16 protein-coding genes, 1 tRNA gene and 1 other RNA gene are annotated in these 15,881 nt (G+C 68.7%); 8 read left to right on the top strand and 10 right to left on the bottom strand.

The features are described 5' to 3' along the window. Window position 1: 1 nt before the first annotated feature. The 3 genes from A5688_RS18825 to A5688_RS18815 form a co-directional block, all read right to left on the bottom strand. Window positions 2-1,387, bottom strand: a complete 1,386-nt coding sequence (locus A5688_RS18825) for a CHAT domain-containing protein (RefSeq protein WP_067834391.1) — start codon at window positions 1,385-1,387, stop codon at window positions 2-4. Continuing rightward, complete coding sequence (locus A5688_RS18820) at window positions 1,384-3,108, bottom strand: hypothetical protein (RefSeq protein ID WP_067914840.1); 1,725 nt, start codon at window positions 3,106-3,108, stop codon at window positions 1,384-1,386. Before A5688_RS18820 ends, A5688_RS18825 begins: the two co-directional genes overlap by 4 nt. Window positions 3,109-3,205: 97 nt before the next feature. Beyond that, window positions 3,206-3,664, bottom strand: coding sequence for a lipoprotein LpqH (locus A5688_RS18815; protein WP_207546705.1), 459 nt, complete (start codon window positions 3,662-3,664; stop codon window positions 3,206-3,208). 176 nt (window positions 3,665-3,840) lie between these two features. On the opposite strand from A5688_RS18815, the gene A5688_RS18810 reads away from it, so the two are divergent. Continuing rightward, window positions 3,841-4,218: a hypothetical protein gene (locus A5688_RS18810; protein WP_067834389.1), complete on the top strand. Its 378-nt coding sequence runs from the start codon at window positions 3,841-3,843 to the stop codon at window positions 4,216-4,218. Window positions 4,219-4,236: 18 nt separating this feature from the next. Beyond that, window positions 4,237-4,980 carry an enoyl-CoA hydratase/isomerase family protein gene (locus tag A5688_RS18805; RefSeq protein WP_242660416.1) on the top strand — a complete coding sequence of 248 codons (744 nt, stop codon included), beginning with the start codon at window positions 4,237-4,239 and terminating at the stop codon, window positions 4,978-4,980. Window positions 4,981-4,986: 6 nt separating this feature from the next. On the opposite strand, the gene A5688_RS18800 is transcribed toward A5688_RS18805, so the two are convergent. Continuing rightward, window positions 4,987-5,793, bottom strand: a complete 807-nt coding sequence (locus A5688_RS18800; RefSeq protein ID WP_067834287.1) for a hypothetical protein — start codon at window positions 5,791-5,793, stop codon at window positions 4,987-4,989. A gap of 89 nt (window positions 5,794-5,882) precedes the next feature. After that, window positions 5,883-5,971 (bottom strand) — tRNA-Ser (locus A5688_RS18795). A gap of 75 nt (window positions 5,972-6,046) precedes the next feature. Here A5688_RS18795 and ffs point away from each other — a divergent pair. The 3 genes from ffs (at window position 6,047) to A5688_RS18780 (ending at window position 9,610) form a co-directional block, all read left to right on the top strand. Beyond that, window positions 6,047-6,143, top strand: an RNA gene (ffs, locus tag A5688_RS18790) — signal recognition particle sRNA small type. A gap of 85 nt (window positions 6,144-6,228) precedes the next feature. Then, the gene (locus A5688_RS18785; protein ID WP_120312316.1) at window positions 6,229-7,512 is read left to right on the top strand and encodes an aminotransferase class I/II-fold pyridoxal phosphate-dependent enzyme; all 1,284 of its coding nucleotides are present in this window, start codon (window positions 6,229-6,231) and stop codon (window positions 7,510-7,512) included. Between the two features lie 196 nt (window positions 7,513-7,708). Then, a complete protein-coding gene (locus tag A5688_RS18780) occupies window positions 7,709-9,610 on the top strand; it encodes a DNA polymerase III subunits gamma/tau (RefSeq protein ID WP_068268251.1) in 1,902 nt (633 codons plus the stop codon). A 59-nt stretch (window positions 9,611-9,669) separates the two neighbouring features. Here the strand turns inward: A5688_RS18780 and A5688_RS18775 are convergent, their stop codons facing one another. After that, window positions 9,670-10,980: a class I SAM-dependent methyltransferase gene (locus A5688_RS18775; RefSeq protein ID WP_431602635.1), complete on the bottom strand. Its 1,311-nt coding sequence runs from the start codon at window positions 10,978-10,980 to the stop codon at window positions 9,670-9,672. A 5-nt stretch (window positions 10,981-10,985) separates the two neighbouring features. Beyond that, complete coding sequence (locus A5688_RS18770; protein WP_067907443.1) at window positions 10,986-12,389, bottom strand: FAD-binding oxidoreductase; 1,404 nt, start codon at window positions 12,387-12,389, stop codon at window positions 10,986-10,988. 81 nt (window positions 12,390-12,470) lie between these two features. Here A5688_RS18770 and A5688_RS18765 point away from each other — a divergent pair, with 81 nt between their 5' ends. Then, window positions 12,471-12,908, top strand: coding sequence for an SRPBCC family protein (locus A5688_RS18765; protein WP_067907447.1), 438 nt, complete (start codon window positions 12,471-12,473; stop codon window positions 12,906-12,908). 1 nt (window position 12,909) lies between these two features. Here the strand turns inward: A5688_RS18765 and A5688_RS18760 are convergent, their stop codons facing one another. Beyond that, window positions 12,910-13,671, bottom strand: a complete 762-nt coding sequence (locus A5688_RS18760; RefSeq protein ID WP_207546694.1) for an Rv3717 family N-acetylmuramoyl-L-alanine amidase — start codon at window positions 13,669-13,671, stop codon at window positions 12,910-12,912. A gap of 98 nt (window positions 13,672-13,769) precedes the next feature. On the opposite strand from A5688_RS18760, the gene A5688_RS18755 reads away from it, so the two are divergent. Together A5688_RS18755 and recR are read left to right on the top strand one after the other, a co-directional pair. After that, window positions 13,770-14,114 (top strand): YbaB/EbfC family nucleoid-associated protein, encoded by a 345-nt coding sequence (locus A5688_RS18755; RefSeq protein ID WP_082954993.1) that lies wholly within the window; start codon window positions 13,770-13,772, stop codon window positions 14,112-14,114. Window positions 14,115-14,128: 14 nt separating this feature from the next. Next, window positions 14,129-14,740 (top strand): recombination mediator RecR, encoded by a 612-nt coding sequence (gene recR, locus A5688_RS18750; protein WP_008263246.1) that lies wholly within the window; start codon window positions 14,129-14,131, stop codon window positions 14,738-14,740. A 6-nt stretch (window positions 14,741-14,746) separates the two neighbouring features. On the opposite strand, the gene A5688_RS18745 is transcribed toward recR, so the two are convergent. After that, on the bottom strand, window positions 14,747-15,184 hold the full coding sequence (locus tag A5688_RS18745) for a hypothetical protein (protein WP_067907452.1): 438 nt from the start codon (window positions 15,182-15,184) through the stop codon (window positions 14,747-14,749). Further along, window positions 15,184-15,879: a type 1 glutamine amidotransferase gene (locus A5688_RS18740; RefSeq protein ID WP_207546704.1), complete on the bottom strand. Its 696-nt coding sequence runs from the start codon at window positions 15,877-15,879 to the stop codon at window positions 15,184-15,186. Before A5688_RS18740 ends, A5688_RS18745 begins: the two co-directional genes overlap by 1 nt. Window positions 15,880-15,881: the final 2 nt, after the last annotated feature.

The following is a 15,881-nucleotide window of genomic DNA, read 5'->3' as shown; positions in this document are numbered from 1 at the left end:
GCTACCGCGCGCCGTCCACGGCGAACGTGACCAGGGCGGCCCAATACAGCGGGCTGGCACTGAGATCCCCGTCGCGCCAGCGCCGCATCTGTTCGCGCTGCCACCGATTCACCGCGCAACCGGCGTCCTCGGCGGCATCGTGCGCGGTGTCCACGGCGGCCACCAGAGCGGCCATCGGATCGGGCGGATCTCGGTCGGTCGCACCGGCCCACCCGGTGAACTGCCGGTACGCGGCGGTCGTCGGCAGCGACCACAGGGTGGCCGTCACCAACTGCGCGCCGTTCAGGATCATCGCCGCCACCAGTCCGGTCGCCTCGTCGAATTGATAGTCACCACCCGATCCGCAGGCCAGCAGCGCGACGCGTGGCGGCATCGGCAACCGAAGGCCCATCAGGTCCGAGGCGGTCAACGGGCGGTGATCGCCGATTGCGTTGGCGTCGCCGGGAATATCCGCGGTATCGGCCAGGTGAAGGGCGGCCCGGTCCGCGCGAGGGGCCCGGTCGTGGTGGTCATCGGCCGAACTCGCATGGCCGACGTAGAGCAACCGGCACGGGGTTTGAGCCAGCATCTCGGCCAGCCATGCGCGGTCGGCATCCGGGCGGCGGAACAGGTCGACGACGGTGTCGGCCTGCGGCAGGACGGGACGTCGTTCCATGGCTTCGGCGAAGTGCTGCGCCACGGGCGTGCGGGGGGAGGGCCGGCCCAGCACCGATCCGAGCGCGGAGTCCGGTCGTTGTCCCGGCACCCGAGGATCGAGAACCAGCAGCGGTGGCCCGGCTTGCCGAGCGTCCCATCCTGCGGGTGTTCGCGGCGAGTGCACGATATTGGGCGGCACCGCCATCAGCACGTCGACCAATTCCATCAGCCGATGGCCGTCGGTCAGCACGTCGATATTGTCGAGCTGCCAAGGGATTTGAGCCGCGGAGCGGCCGCTGGCGGTGATCGCGTCCTGGCGAGCACGCACCAGTTCTTCTTTGCTCGGTCCCGATTTCGGAATCGCCAGTAATCCCCAGGGCACCCGGGCCAGCCGTGCGGTGGGCGAGACGAACAGCACGGCCCGCGGCGAGTCCACGCATTCGGCCAGCAGCCGCCACCCGGGCGCACCGATCAGCAACACACCGAGGATGTAGGCGACCGTGAGTTCGGTGCCCGGCTTGGCGAATGGTCCCGTGCTGAGCGCGCGTTCGATGGCGTCACGGCGGCTTTCGGTCCCGTGCGGTTCGGGCAGGGCGGCGGTGAGTTCCTGCAGCGCGGCCAACAGCAGTGGCTCTTCCAGCACCCACGTGACGGTTCGGTCCGGCTCTCCGACGATCCGCAGACTGGCGTAGGTGGCGATCCCGAGGTCGGCGTATCGCAGTACCAGGGTCGGCCGGTCGGTCTCACTCATGGCCACGTCGACCAGGCGGGTTCGGCCGCGGTGACAGCGCGCCCGTAGCGCTGCAAGGCCAGCGCTCGATAGTCGCTCAGGATAGGCGCCGCCCCCGGTTGCATCTGCAACGGCGGCAACGGCCCCAGCCGGGTCAACGACGCCCCGCCCGCTACCGACGGACCCGCGGCCGCCAGCGCGACGGGTTCGGCATCCGCGTCGACGGGAACCGACGCGATGGCCGTCGATGCCCACTCGCCGATCTGCGGCCGCTGCAGACCCTCGAAAGTCCCTCGTGCGCTGTGGTATTCGACCAGCTCGCTGATCAGTGCGGTGTTCTCCCACTCCCAGGCCACGGCAAAGGCGCCAGCCAGGATAGGCGCCGAAATGCCGGTGGCCCAGCGTGCCCTGGCGTCGGCGTCGGCGATCGAATAGCGCACCGAGTCGACCGCGAGCGCGGCCGGCACCTTGAGCTCGGCGGCTTGTTCGAGTTTGGCCATTCCGCGCCAGTACTCCGGCGTGCCGACCTCGCCGCGCAGGATGCCGAGCCCCTCCGCCTGACGAGCTTCGGTCTCCTGCAGCGTCTCGTCGGGATCGCCCGAGCTGTCGAAACCGAGGTCCGCCAAAGCGTCCGCGCGCCAGACCGTTCCCAGATGATTGTCGAGCTGGGCGTACTGCAACCAGCTGCTGCGTGGCGAGGAGTCCAGCAGATCCCGGGCCTGCGCGATCAGCTCGACCGCGTCGGAAAAGCGGCTCCAGAATATGGCGATCCAGCTGCGCTGCAACAGGATGCGGTGCAGGGGCAGCGGCTTTCCCAAGTCGCGCCAGTGTCGTTCGGCATGCTCCCAGCATTCGTCGGCGGCCTCGAGGGCACCGGCCCCCAGCCGGGTGAGTCCCATGTACAGCCAGCACCGGGCGACGTCGTGGGCGCGTTCGTGGCGCGCGATGATGGGATAGGCGCGCCCGACCAACTCTTCGGTGCCGGCATGGTCGTTGGCCGCCCAACGCGCCGCCGCGCGCTCCAATTGTGCTCTGGCCGTCGCCAATTCCCAACCACTGGCTTCCGCGCGCGCCTCGGCGCGGCGCAGCCACGGCTCAGCCTCCGGCAATCGTCCGGTTTCCACACAGAACCTGCCGTACCCGGTCGCGGCGACGACCCACACGTAGTCGGCGTGCTCGGCGCTTCCGCCGGCGGCACCGAGACTGTCAACGACCTTTTCCCACAATGGGACTGACCGCACATGCAGGTCGTCATCGCACAGGGCGGTGGCACACAGGACCTGCGCGTGGGTGCACAGGTGTCGGTGTTCGTCGGCGAGGTCAGCGAATCCGGACCCGGAATCGGTGTCGCACAACAACTCCAGCTCCGCCGCCGCGCCTTCGTGATCACCCATCGCCGCGGCCAGACCCGTCTGCAGGAACCGGGCGCGCCGGGAGTATCGGCAGACCATCCGGGCGATCGCGGTCTCGTCCAGGCGCACCTGTTCGACGCTCGTTCCGGCGGCGATACCGGCGTAGATCGCCAAACACTCTTGTATGCGCCGGACGGATTCCCGGACCCCGTCGCAGGCCCCGCGCACCAGGTAGATCTCGCCAAGCTGCGCAAGGGCTTCGAGCATGAGGTCGTCGCGGTCGTCCCGCTGGATCTGCGGAATCAACGACATCAGCAGATCACGGGCCCCGGTCTCGTCGGCGGCGAACGCCAAACGGCGCGCTTTCTCCAATTCGTCCGGGATCGACACGGCTGCATCATAAGTCCGCCGGCGGTGTCTTATCGGCCAAACCGCGAGCGGCGGACGCGTGAGTGAAGCACGTCCGCCGCTCGAGGGCCACAACCGATCAGCCGCAGGACACCTTGATGCTGAAGTCCTTGGTGATCATCCCGGCCATCGGGTTTTTCATGTCGGCACCCTGCGCCTGGCCGGTGATGGTGTAGGTCTTGCCGTCGACCGCGACGTTGGCCGAGCCCACCTTCGCGCCCATGTTGTCGCTGACCGCCAGGGCGTTGCCGTCGACAACGAGGGCCAGCGACTGGACCTTCGGGGCGGATTCGTCGGTCATCACGACGGCCAGCGCCTGCTGGGCACCGCCCGTGGAGCCGCTGCCGATGTTGATCTTGCCGCCGGTACGTACACAGGTCACCGACGCCGGGTTCACGCCCGCCAGGTCGGTACCGCCCACCTTGACCTGCGCGCTGGTACCCGTGGAGGCGCTGGGCGTCGTGCTCGATGCCGGTGCGGCCGTGTGGCCGCCGCCCGAGCACCCCACCAGGGCCACTGAAGCCGCGGCGCAGCCCAGGGTCCCAATCGCAGCTGCGAGAAGACGTTTCACTTGTGGTTCCTTCCTTCGAGCGCCGCCCCGATGGCGTCGTCCTGGCGCAAGTACAGGCCGCCGCGGTTGCTACCGATCCCAAATTTCGCGGCGCCGAGGCGGTAGGCTGCGTCGATGTCGGAGCCGCCGAGAGGAGTAACGCGATGCTGAGCGTGAAGTGGTTGGAAAAGCCTGAGGCCCATGACTTTCCGGCGGCGGCGGACTATCTGACCATGCTCGCGAGCCGGCAGACCGTGAAGAAGGTGATCAAGAAGCTGAAGTCCCAGACCGTGACGCACCGAAAGGCCAAAGACATTCTGCGGGCGGCGCAGCTGAGCCTGCTGCCGGTGGACAATCCGCACGTCGCGGCCGACCTGACCAAGATCGAGAAGGGCCTACCGCTCTCACCGATCCTGCTGGTGCGGGGTGACTTCACCACCGGGATTCCATTGCAGATCGCCGACGGCTATCACCGCGTCTGCGCGAGTTACCACACCGACGAGAACACGGACATCCCCGTCGTCCTCGCCGCGTCGAGCTGACAGGGGAAGACTGGGACCGTGATCGAAATCCACGCTGCAGGGACAGTGCAGGTGTTGACCATGTCGTCGGGGCGCGTCAATGCCCAAGACGTCGAGCTGCTCGAAGAGCTGGCCACGACGCTGCGCGACATGGCTGGTGCCGGTGCCCACGCGCTGGTCATCACCGGGGCGGGCCGCGTGTTCAGCGCCGGGGTTGACCTCAACCGCGTGGTAGAGGGCGGCGCCGACTACACCGACCGGCTGGTCCCGGCGCTCTCGGCCGCCTTCGAGGCGATGTTCAGTTACCCGGGGCCGACGGTGGCCGCGATCAACGGCGCCGCCATCGCGGGTGGGTGTGTGCTCGCGTGCGCGTGTGACCGCCGGCTGATCAGTCCCGACGCCCAGATCGGCGCCGCCGAGGTGCGCGTCGGGGTGCCGTTTCCGGTGGCCGCGCTCGAGGTCATGCGCCACGCGTGCGGACGCCACGCCGACGGGGTCCTGCTCGGCGGCCGCACCTACCGGGGTCCGGAGGCCGTTGCCGGCGGACTCGCCGACCGGGTCGTCGCTGAGGATCTCCTCGAGGCGGCCGTGGCGGAGGCGTCAGACCTGGGCGACATCCCGGCTGACGCCTACAGCCACACGAAAATCCAGCTGCACGCCCCGACGATGGCGCGGATCCGCGAGGCGGGCATCGCTGACGACGAGGTCCGTCGGATGTGGGGGTCGGATGAGATCCAGCAGCGCATCGCCGCCTATGTGGAGGGTCTGCGCCGCAAAGACTGACGACAGCTAGTCCTCGTCGCCGGATTCGTCCAGGGCCACGCCGGCACCGGTGCTCCTGCGCCGCATCCGGTGCGATCCCTTGCCCGTCGGGCGCCGGTTGCGCAACTTGGCCTTCGGCTCGTCGCCCTGGCCGGCAGGTTCGGCGGTGTCCGCGACGGCCGCCGCCTCGGCTGGGGCGGTTTCGGCGGGTTCCGCCGCCGGTTCAGCCTGCTCGGCTTCCTCGGCTGCTTCGGCCTCCGCCGCGGCGGTCTCAGTCTCTTCGGCCTCGTCCTCGTCGGCCTCGTCGCCGGTGGCCGATTCGGCGTCGTCCTCGTCGGCCTCGTCGCCCTTCTTGCGCCGCACGCGGCGTTTCTTGGGCTTCTTTGCCTTGATCGGCTTGGGCGGTGGCGGGGGCATTTCGGCGACGAAGGAGAGATAGAAGGCGAAAACGCCGAGCAGCGCGATCGCGGCGGCAGCGCCGTAGATCCCGAACAACCACCGGCCGGCGGCGTCCAGGGTCAGCCAGATCTCGCTGATCGCCGCGCCGATGATCAGCACCCCGGCCAGCACGTGGGCGACGATCGACCAGATCCTGATTGATAGGGCCAGCTGCGGGGTCCCCAATTCGGGCTTGCGGGTGCGCAGCAGGGTGAACACCACGGGCAGTGCCGCGAGGGCGACCAGGGCCCCAGTCGCAATGCGCAGCACCGTGCCCAACGTGTGCGCCGTGTCACCCATCAGCTCGGGCCAGCGGGGCAACACAAAGAAGAAGTAGAGGGCGCCGGCAACCAGCGAGAACAGCAGGTGCCATGGCACGGCAATCTTGCGCCCCATACCCCTCCTCATGCTGGTGGGTCCACGCCAGCCTAAAGGCGGCCGACTCGAACCCGTATCAATTCGTACCTGTCCGCGGGGCGGACCAATGGCGGAGGATGCGGGATTTGAACCCGCGAGGGCTGTTAACCCAACCCGCGTTCCAGGCGAGCGCCATAGGCCACTAGGCGAATCCTCCGTGGCCATGGTAACCGAGGGCCATCCGGCCCCCGCCAGTGCTCGTCGTCGACTCGGAGGCAGGTATTAGACTCGTCGCTGGACCCCGCGCGGCGTCTATCCTGTGAACTCCCCCAGGGCCGGAAGGCAGCAAGGGTCAATGGGCTCTGTCGGGTGCGCGGGGTCCCCTATATCCATGAGCGGCGACCCGCTTCGCCCGGCTCCGCCGCGCTTGCGATCGCCACTGATTTCCCGCCTTCGACAGCGAAAGGGTTCATGGTGTCGCTGGAGTCCCTCACCCCGGCCGAGCTTGCGGCCGCGAACGCTCGCCACCAGCAGGATTACGCGGAACTGCAGGCCAAGAAGCTTTCCCTGGACCTGACCCGCGGCAAGCCGGCTCCCGCCCAGCTCGACCTGTCCAACCAGTTGCTGAGCCTGCCCGGAGACGACTACCGCGACAGCGAGGGAACCGACACCCGCAACTATGGCGGCCTGCACGGCCTGCCCGAACTGCGGGCCATCTTCGGCGAGCTGCTCGGCATCCCGGTGCAGAACCTGATCGCGGGCAACAACTCCAGCCTGGAACTGATGCACGACCTGGTCGCCTTCTCGATGCTGTATGGCGGCGTGGACTCGCTGCGGCCCTGGAAGGACGAACCGAGCATCAAGTTCCTCTGCCCGGCGCCCGGCTACGACCGCCACTTCGCGATCACCGAGACGATGGGCATCGAGATGATCCCCGTCCCGATGCTGTCCGAGGGGCCCGATGTCGACCTGATCGAAGAGCTGGTCGCCGCGGACCCTGCCATCAAGGGCATGTGGACGGTGCCGGTGTTCGGCAACCCGACCGGGGTCACCTACTCCTGGGACACGGTCCTGCGGCTCGTCCAGATGCGGACCGCGGCGCCGGACTTCCGGCTGTTCTGGGACAACGCGTACGCGGTGCACACCCTGACGCACGACTTCATCCGGCAGGTCGACGTGCTCGGGTTGGCGTCCGCGGCCGGCAACCCGCATCGGCCCTACGTGTTCGCGTCCACGTCCAAGATCACTTTCGCCGGCGCCGGCGTGAGCTTCTTCGGCGGATCGCTGGGCAACATCGCCTGGTACCTGCAGTACGCGGGAAAGAAGTCGATCGGACCCGACAAGGTCAACCAGCTGCGGCACCTGCGCTTCTTCCGCGACGCCGACGGAGTGCGTCTGCACATGCTGCGTCACCAGCAGATCCTGGCGCCGAAGTTCGCGCTGGCGGCCGAGATCCTGGATCAGCGGCTCAGCGACTCCAAGATCGCGTCGTGGACCGATCCCAAGGGCGGCTACTTCATCAGCCTCGACGTGCTGCCCGGCACGGCCAAACGGACCGTCGCGCTGGCCAAGGACGCCGGGATCGCGGTGACCGAGGCGGGGGCGTCGTTCCCGTACCGCAAGGATCCGAAGGACACCAACATCCGGATCGCGCCCACCTTCCCGTCGCTGCCGGACCTGCGCGACGCCGTCGACGGCCTGGCCACCTGCGCGTTGTTGGCGGCCTCGGAGTCGCTGCTGGCTTCCCAACGAGTTTGAATCCGCGCCGAGTGGCGCTGAGGGCGAAACCACCCCTTGAGTCCGCGCCGCGCGAGTCCACCGCGGGTTCACACTCGAAGCCGCTGTTGCACACTCAATGCCAGCCGCATCGTCGTCGCCGTGCCGATGGTTCGACTCCACAGCGGGACCTGCGGTGCCCGCATCGTCGTCGCCGTGCGCCGGTAGCCTGCTGACCGTGGCCCTCTACCGCAAGTACCGACCGGCAACCTTCGCCGAAGTGGTGGGGCAGGAGCACGTCACCGAACCGCTGTCGATCGCCCTGGAAGCCGGCCGGATCAACCACGCGTATCTGTTCTCCGGTCCGCGCGGCTGCGGGAAGACCTCCTCGGCCCGCATCCTCGCCCGGTCGTTGAACTGCGTTCAGGGCCCGACGGCCACGCCGTGCGGGGTGTGCGACTCGTGCCAGGCGCTGGCGCCCAACGCGCCAGGCAGCATCGACGTCGTCGAGCTCGACGCGGCCAGCCACGGCGGTGTGGACGACACTCGCGAGCTGCGCGACCGCGCCTTCTACGCGCCGGCCCAGTCCCGCTACCGGGTGTTCATCGTCGACGAGGCGCACATGGTGACCACGGCGGGATTCAACGCACTACTCAAGATCGTCGAGGAACCGCCCGAGCACCTGATCTTCATCTTCGCCACCACGGAACCGGAGAAGGTGCTGCCGACGATCCGGTCGCGCACCCATCACTACCCGTTCCGGTTGTTACCGCCCAAGACCATGCGGTCGCTGATCGGGCGGATCTGCGAGCAAGAGGGCGTCGCCGTCGACGACGCCGTCTACCCGCTGGTGATCCGCGCCGGCGGCGGCTCGCCACGCGACACCTTGTCGGTGCTCGATCAGCTGGTGGCCGGCGCCGAAGGCGCCCACGTGACCTACCAGCGGGCATTGGGCCTGCTGGGGGCCACCGACATGGCGCTGATCGACGATGCGGTGGACGCCCTTGCCGCCGCCGACGCCGCGGCGCTGTTCGGTGCGGTGGAGTCGGTGATCGATGCCGGCCACGACCCACGGCGCTTCGCCACCGACCTGCTCGAGCGGTTCCGCGACCTGATCCTGCTCCAGGCCGTTCCGGACGCGGCCAGCCGCGGCGTGGTGGACGCACCGGAGGACGTGCTGGAGCGGATGCGCGAACAGGCCACCCGGATCGGCCCGGCGACCCTGACCCGCTACGCCGAGGTGGTGCAGGCGGGGCTGGGGGAGATGCGCGGTGCCACCGCGCCACGCCTGCTGCTCGAGGTTGTGTGCGCGCGACTGCTGCTGCCCTCGGCCAGCGACACCGAGGCGGCGCTGCTGCAGCGCGTCGAGCGGATCGAGACCCGGCTGGACATGTCCATTCCCGGCTCCGACGCCACCGCCGCGGCGCCCCGCGGCGCGACGGCGCCGGCCGAGCCCGAGCAACCCGTGCGGTTCACCCGGCCGTCCGCGGCGGCCGCCGCCAAGCCCGAACCGAAACCCGCGCCGAAGCCCGAACCCCAGCCGGCCCCGGCCCCCAAACCGGAGCCGGCCCCCGGGCCGGCTCCGGTACCGGCTGCGGCCCCCGCCCCCGAACCAACCGCTGCTCCGGCACCTGCGGCCGAAACAGCTTCTGCGCCAGGCGAACTCAACACCGCCGCGGTACGCAGCATGTGGCCGACGGTGCGCGAAAAGGTGCGTCAGCGCAGCCGTACCACCGAGGTGATGCTGGCCGGCGCGACCGTCCGTGCGCTCGAGGGCAACACATTGGTGCTCAGCCATGAATCGGCGCCGCTGGCCAAGAGGCTCTGTGAACAGCGCAACGCCGACGTCATCGCCGAGGCGCTCAAAGACGCGCTGGGCGTCAACTGGCGGGTGCGGTGTGAGGCCGGCGCGCCGGCGTCGGCCGCGACGCCCCCTCCCGCCGGCGGGGGCAGCGGCCCGGCGATGCCCAATGTGGCCGAGCCCGCACCCGACGTGGAGTCCGCGCGCCGCGACGAAGAGGAACACATGCTCGCCGAGGCGGTCCGCGACGAGCCGTCGGCGCCACGCCGCGACCCCGAAGAGGTCGCGCTCGAACTGCTACAGAATGAGCTCGGCGCCCGCCCCATCGACAACGGCTAGTTGTGATCGCAAGCGCGGCCGTGGCCGGGCGCAGCGGGTCGCCACCTTCGGCTAGCGCGCTATGCCGTCCACCACGGCCGCAGCGGCAGGTCATCATCGCCCCGCGCGTCGGTCTTGGCCGCCAGCACGTGATGCAGCTGAAGGTTGTTCTGCTCGAACGCCACCCGGGATGCCGCCATGTACAGGCCCCACACCTTGGCGGTCGGCAAGCCGACCTCGGCGACCGCCACGTCCCAGTGCTCGACCAGATTGCGGCACCAGTCACGCAGCGTCATCGCGTAGTGGTGGCGGAAGTTCTCGGCGTGCAGCACCTCCAACCCGGCGTCTTGGATCGCGCACGTGATGCGGCCCGAGCCGGTCAGCTCCCCGTCCGGGAAGACGTAGCGATCGGTGAACCCGCCGGCGAACGAGGTCGAGGTGTTGTCGTGCCGGGTGATGCAGTGGTTGAGCAGCAGACCGCCGGTGCGCAGCTTCGACTTCAGGAAGTCGAAGTAGGCAGGGTAGTTCTTGACGCCGATGTGTTCGGTCAGCCCGATCGAGGACACGGCGTCGAATTGCGCCTCGCCCACGTCGCGGTAATCGGTGTGGCGCACCTCGGCCAGCTCGGACAGTCCTTCGTCGGCGATCGCCTGCCGCGCCCACTTCGCCTGCTCGGCCGACAGGGTGGCGCCGATCGCCCGGACGCCGCGGCGGGCCGCGTAGCGCACCATGCCGCCCCACCCGCAGCCGACGTCGAGCAGCCGGTCGCCCGGCTTCAGCCGCAACTTCTCGTAGATCAGCCGGTACTTGTTCTGCTGAGCGTCCTCCAGCGAGGCGTCGGCGTCGGGATACACCGCGCAGGTGTAGGTCATGGACGGACCCAACACGAGTTCGTAGAAGGTGTTGGAGACGTCGTAGTGGTGGTGGATGGCCTCGGCGTCGCGGGTCTTGCTGTGCATCAGCCCGTCGGCGACCCGGCGCCAGCGGGGCGGGGTTTCCTGCGGTGGTGGTGCGACCGGTAACAATCGCTCGAAACCCATCGAACGGACGACGTTGGCCAGCACCCGTGCCGTCGGACGTTTGAATTCGACCCGATCGGTCAGCGTTTTGAGCAGTTGGTACGGATCACCGGGATGCACGCCGTACGCCTGCAGGTCACCCGCCACGTAGGCGCGGGCCAGGCCGAGTTCGCCGGGCGCCGTGGCCAGGTAGGTGGCACCGCGGGGAGTGCGAAGGTCCAGACCCAGTTCGGCGTCTTCGCTCCCGGCCGTGCTGCCGTCGTAGGCGGTGAACTTCAGCGGATGTCGCCCGGTCGCGGCGAACACCTCCAGGATCTCGGCCATGCTGAGTTTGCCGGCCGGCGAGCGGTGGGGTTCTTTGGTCTCCCTGATCGAAGTCATCGCCGTTGCACCGCCTTCGCGTAGAGGTCGAGTAAACGAGAATCGGGGTCGTAGGTTTTCTTGACGGTGTTGTAGGCCTCGCCGCCGTACAACTCGTCGAAGTCCTCGCGGGAGTAGAAGGAGTCGGAATACAGCGACTTGTGGCCGTCGAGCTCGCCCACCTTGGCTTCGATCATCCGGTTGGTGGCGCCGTCGGTGGCGCCGGCCGGCACCGACGACCAGAAGCCGACGTTGACGTACGTGTGATCCGGCCGCATCGGATACAGGGGCCAGCCCTGATGGTCACGTAAACGCAACGGGCACAGCCAGATTGGCGTTATGGGTACTTCGTTGAGGAACCACTCCAGGAAGTCGCAGGTCCGTTCGACCGGCACCTCGACGTCTTGCACCACCCGTTCCCGGACCGGACGGCCCGGCGAACGAATGCTGCGTGTCTCGATGCGGTCGGACAGCGCGAAGCGGCGGTCCACGGCGATCAGCTTCGAGTAGACGCTGCTGCGCCGGTAGCGGCGCGGCCACCAGCGTCGCAGCCGTGGGTTCTGCACACCGAACGCGCGTGAGCACCAGAACCAATCGGTGTCCCAGCGCCAGAAGTAGTCGTTGATGGTCAGCCGGTCATCCTTGGTGGCCTCCACGCCCGGGCCGTCGTGCCGGATGGACTGGTAGTAGATGTTTCTTCCGGTGTAGTCGCTGACCGGGCCGGCGGTGGTGGTCCGTCGGCCCACGCACAGGTAGCTCTCGTCGGCGCTGAAGACGACCCCGTCGAGATAGTCGACCGGAGTCCCGCCCTGCCCGCCGGTGTCGATGATGCGTTCCATGGCCGCGACCAGATCGGGCAGCGACCGGAACCGGACGTGCCGCAGCGCCACGAACGGGGCAACGGATTCCAGCTCGATCCGCAGCCGAGTTGAATACCCAAGCGTGCCATAGGAATTCGGGAACGCGCGGAACAGGTCGGGGTGCTGGGTGGGCGAGGTGGTGAGCAAATCGCCAGCGCCGGTGAGGATGTCCATCTCCAGCACCGATTCATGGGGCAGCCCGTTGCGAAACGACGCCGACTCGATACCCAGTCCGCTGACCGCACCGCCGAGGGTGATGGTCTTCAGCTGTGGCACGACCAGCGGCGAAAGACCGTACGGCAGCGTCGCGGCCACCAGGTCGGCGTACGTGCACATGCCGGCCACGTCGGCGGTGCGGGCCTCGGGATCGACGCTCAAAACGCCCGTCAGCCCGGACGTGTCCAGGCCGGGAGCATCACGTTTGGTGCGGGCGCGGAACAGGTTTGACGTCGGCTTGGCCAGCCGGACGGCGGACGTTGCCGGAATGGATCGATAACTCGCCATTATCCGGTCGACGCCAGACTTGTGGGCCGAGAGTGCAGATCCAAGGACAGGCACCACATATACCCTAGTCTTCGACAACAGCCCGTGCACCCGTCGTGAGCGGCGGCGCCGGGGAAATCACCATGAGGAGGGGTCGCCTTGGGACAGGTGAGCGCCGAGAGCACCATCTTGATCAACGCGGAGCCCGCGGCAACACTTGCCGCCGTCGCGGACTATCAGAACGTCCGCCCGAAGATTCTCTCCCCGCAGTACAGCGACTACCAGGTGCTACAGGGTGGGCAGGGACCGGGCACGGTCGCCAAGTGGAAGCTGCAGGCCACCAAGTCACGCGTGCGCGACGTGCAGGTCAACGTCGACCTGGCCGGGCACACCGTCATCGAGAAGGACGCCAACTCGTCCATGCTGATCAACTGGACCGTGGCGCCCGCCGGACCGGGTTCCAGCGTCACCGTGAAGACCACCTGGACGGGCGCGGGCGGGGTGAAGGGCTTCTTCGAAAAGACCTTTGCGCCGTTGGGGCTGAAGAGGATTCAGGGCGAGGTGCTGGCCAACCTGAAACGGGAACTCGAAAGCTGAGCTAGCGCGCCTGGCCCTGCGAGGCCAGGAAGCCCGCGACACCACGGACCAGCGCGTCGGCATATTTCTGCCGGCCCTCGGCGGACTCCATCAGCGCCGAGTCCGCCGGGTTCTTCATGTTGCCGCACTCGACCAGGATCGACGGGTACTGCGCCAAATTCAGACCGGTCAGGTCCGAGCGGCCGTACAGGCCGTTCTGGCCGATGTAGTTGGCCGGCGGGATTCCCGAGGCCTGCATCTGGTCGCGCATGATCCGCGCGTACTGCACCGACGGCCCCGCCTGCACCTGGTTGAGCGGTGGGGCCGAATAGTTGACGTGGAAGCCGCGGCCGGACGGCGGGCCGCCGTCGGCGTGGATGGACAGGACCGCGTTGGGGCGCAGCGAGTTGGCCGCGTTCGCGCGTTCGTCGACGCACGGCCCCAGGCCGCTGTCGTTGGCGCGGGACAGCGCGGTCCGCACGCCCAGCGCGCTCAACTCGGCGCGGACGCGCAGTGCGGTGTCCCAGGTGAAGGTGTGTTCCTGGAAACCGGTGTTGGTCGCGGTCCCGCTGGTCTGGCAGTCCTTGGTGCCGCCGCGGCCGGTGGGCACCTGGCGGTTGATCGAGCCGTCATTGGAGCCGTTGTGGCCCGGATCGATGAAAACCACCATGCCGGCGATGTTGGAGGGGACCGCCGTCGCGGTCGGCATGATCGCCGTCGAAGCGGCAACGAGCACACCAACCGCCACTTTGATCCCGACACGTCTGCTCAGTCGTAGGTCCACGGCGCAAAGCTAACGCCGCGCGGTCTACGCTGGGTGTTTCGAATCGCCGGAGACTCACGAGCGAAACCAACTCGAGACCAAGATGCGAGGGGATTGTCATGCAACCCGGAGGCGATATGTCGGCGCTGCTGGCCCAGGCGCAGCAGATGCAACAGAAGCTCATGGAAGCCCAGCAACAACTGGCGAACGCCGAGGTGCAGGGTCAGGCCGGTGGGGGTTTGGTCAACGTTGTCGTCAAGGGCAGTGGCGAGGTGGTCGCGGTGAAGATCGATCCGTCCGTCGTCGACCCTTCGGACGTCGAGACGTTGCAGGACCTGATCGTCGGCGCCATGGGCGACGCTTCCAAGCAGGTCACCCGGATGGCCCAGGAGCGGTTGGGGTCGCTGGCCGGCGGCTTCGGCCCGCCGCCCGGACAACCGCCCGCGCCGGCGCCGGGGCTGTAGATTCCGCGGCCGACATGTTCGAAGGACCCGTCCAGGATTTGATCGACGAGCTCGGCAAGCTGCCGGGCATTGGGCCCAAAAGCGCCCAGCGCATCGCCTTCCACCTGTTGTCGGTGGAACCGCCGGATATCGACCGGCTGACCGCGGTGCTGGCGAAGGTCCGCGACGGGGTGCGGTTCTGCGCGGTGTGCGGCAACGTGTCCGACAACGAGCGGTGCCGGATCTGCGCGGATCCCCGCCGCGACGGCTCGCAGGTGTGCGTCGTCGAGGAGCCCAAGGACGTCCAGGCCGTCGAGCGCACCCGCGAATTCCGCGGCCGCTACCACGTGCTGGGTGGTGCGCTCGATCCGCTTTCGGGAGTGGGGCCCGATCAGCTGCGGATCCGCGAGCTGCTGAGCCGGATCGGGGAGCGGGTCGACGACGTCGACATCACCGAGGTGATCATCGCCACCGACCCGAACACCGAAGGCGAGGCGACGGCCACCTACCTGGTGCGGATGCTGCGCGACATCCCCGGCCTGACCGTGACGCGGATCGCGTCGGGGTTGCCGATGGGTGGTGACCTGGAGTTCGCCGACGAACTGACGCTGGGCCGCGCGCTCGCCGGCCGGCGGGCAATGGTCTGACGTTCGTCAGGCCTTGCTCAATTGGAACGTCCTCGTGAAGGTATTGCCCGGCTCTCCGCTGCACGCGTCCGGCGACGCCGTCGTCTGGGCTTCGCCGGCAAGCGACACGGCATCGAAGCTGTAGTTGACGGTCACCGGGGCCGATGCGCCGTTCGGGCACGGCGCCTGGGCCGTGCCGCTGTGCGTCCATCGCCCATTGGCGAGGTGGAATTCCCAGCTGATGACGAACGTGCCGCCGTCTTGTGAGGTCGCCAGGACGCAGTCCGATCCGCACGGCACGAAAAGCCAGGCGGTCGGTTTGTCGCTGCCCTGGTAGAGCACGTTGTACCGGCCGTTCAGGACTTCGGGGTTGGCGTGTGCCGCCGTCGACGACGTGATGAACGCGGCGATCAGCGCGGCGCCCGCGGCCAGTCTCGGCCTGATCTTCGCCGTCTCGGCCCGCATCAGCGCGCCGCCAGACGTTCGCGGCGCAGCAACTCCACTTCGGGCAGCGGCAACGGCGGCAGCTCACCCACCACCTTGCTCAGCAGCAGGTCGGCCAGCTCCGGGTTGCGGGCCAGGCAGGGGCCGTGCATGTAGGTGGCGACGACACTGCCCTGCACCGCGCCGTCGAAGCCGTCGCCGGCCCGGTTGCCCGCGCCCTTGACCACCGCGCCCAGCGGCGTCGCCGCGGACCCCAAAACGGTGCCGCCGCGGTGGTTCTCGAAACCGGTGAGACGCTCGGTCAGGCCGGCCGGCAGCGGCGTGGTCGCCAGCTCGCCGATGGTTCGCGCCCCCTGGGGTGACGTCGTCGCGTCCAGCATGCCCACGCCGTCGACGCGTTCCCCGGCCGACGTTTCGTACCAGTGCCCGAGCACCTGAACGGCCGCGCAGATCGCCAGCACCGGTGCGCCCCGCTCCGCGGCGCGCTGCAGGCCCGGGTGCTTGATCAGGTGCCGGGTGGCCAGCCGCTGCGCGTAATCCTCGGCGCCGCCCAGCGTGTAGAGGTCCAACGAATCGGGCACCGGGTCGGCCAGCGTGATCTCGACGATTTCGGCGGGGATGCCACGCAGCCGCAGCCGCTGCCGCAGGACCAGCGCGTTGCCGCCGTCGCCGTAGGTGCCCATCACGTCGGGCAGCACCAGCCCGATCCGCACCACCG

Origin of the sequence: Mycobacterium mantenii (genome assembly GCF_001667865.1) — a bacterium.
GTDB lineage: Bacteria > Actinomycetota > Actinomycetes > Mycobacteriales > Mycobacteriaceae > Mycobacterium > Mycobacterium mantenii_A.
Note: the sequence above shows the minus strand (reverse complement) of the source record. Positions and strands in the feature narration are given on the sequence as shown.

What these genes read in the sequence shown, in the direction of transcription:
- A5688_RS18745 (WP_067907452.1), bottom strand. Translation starts at nt 15,184, where the DNA reads ATGCGGGCCGAGACGGCGAAGATCAGGCCGAGACTGGCCGCGGGCGCC.
- A5688_RS18810 (WP_067834389.1), top strand. Translation starts at nt 3,841, where the DNA reads ATGCTGAGCGTGAAGTGGTTGGAAAAGCCTGAGGCCCATGACTTTCCG.
- recR (WP_008263246.1), top strand. Translation starts at nt 14,129, where the DNA reads ATGTTCGAAGGACCCGTCCAGGATTTGATCGACGAGCTCGGCAAGCTG.
- A5688_RS18825 (WP_067834391.1), bottom strand. Translation starts at nt 1,387, where the DNA reads ATGAGTGAGACCGACCGGCCGACCCTGGTACTGCGATACGCCGACCTC.
- A5688_RS18800 (WP_067834287.1), bottom strand. Translation starts at nt 5,793, where the DNA reads ATGGGGCGCAAGATTGCCGTGCCATGGCACCTGCTGTTCTCGCTGGTT.
- A5688_RS18755 (WP_082954993.1), top strand. Translation starts at nt 13,770, where the DNA reads ATGCAACCCGGAGGCGATATGTCGGCGCTGCTGGCCCAGGCGCAGCAG.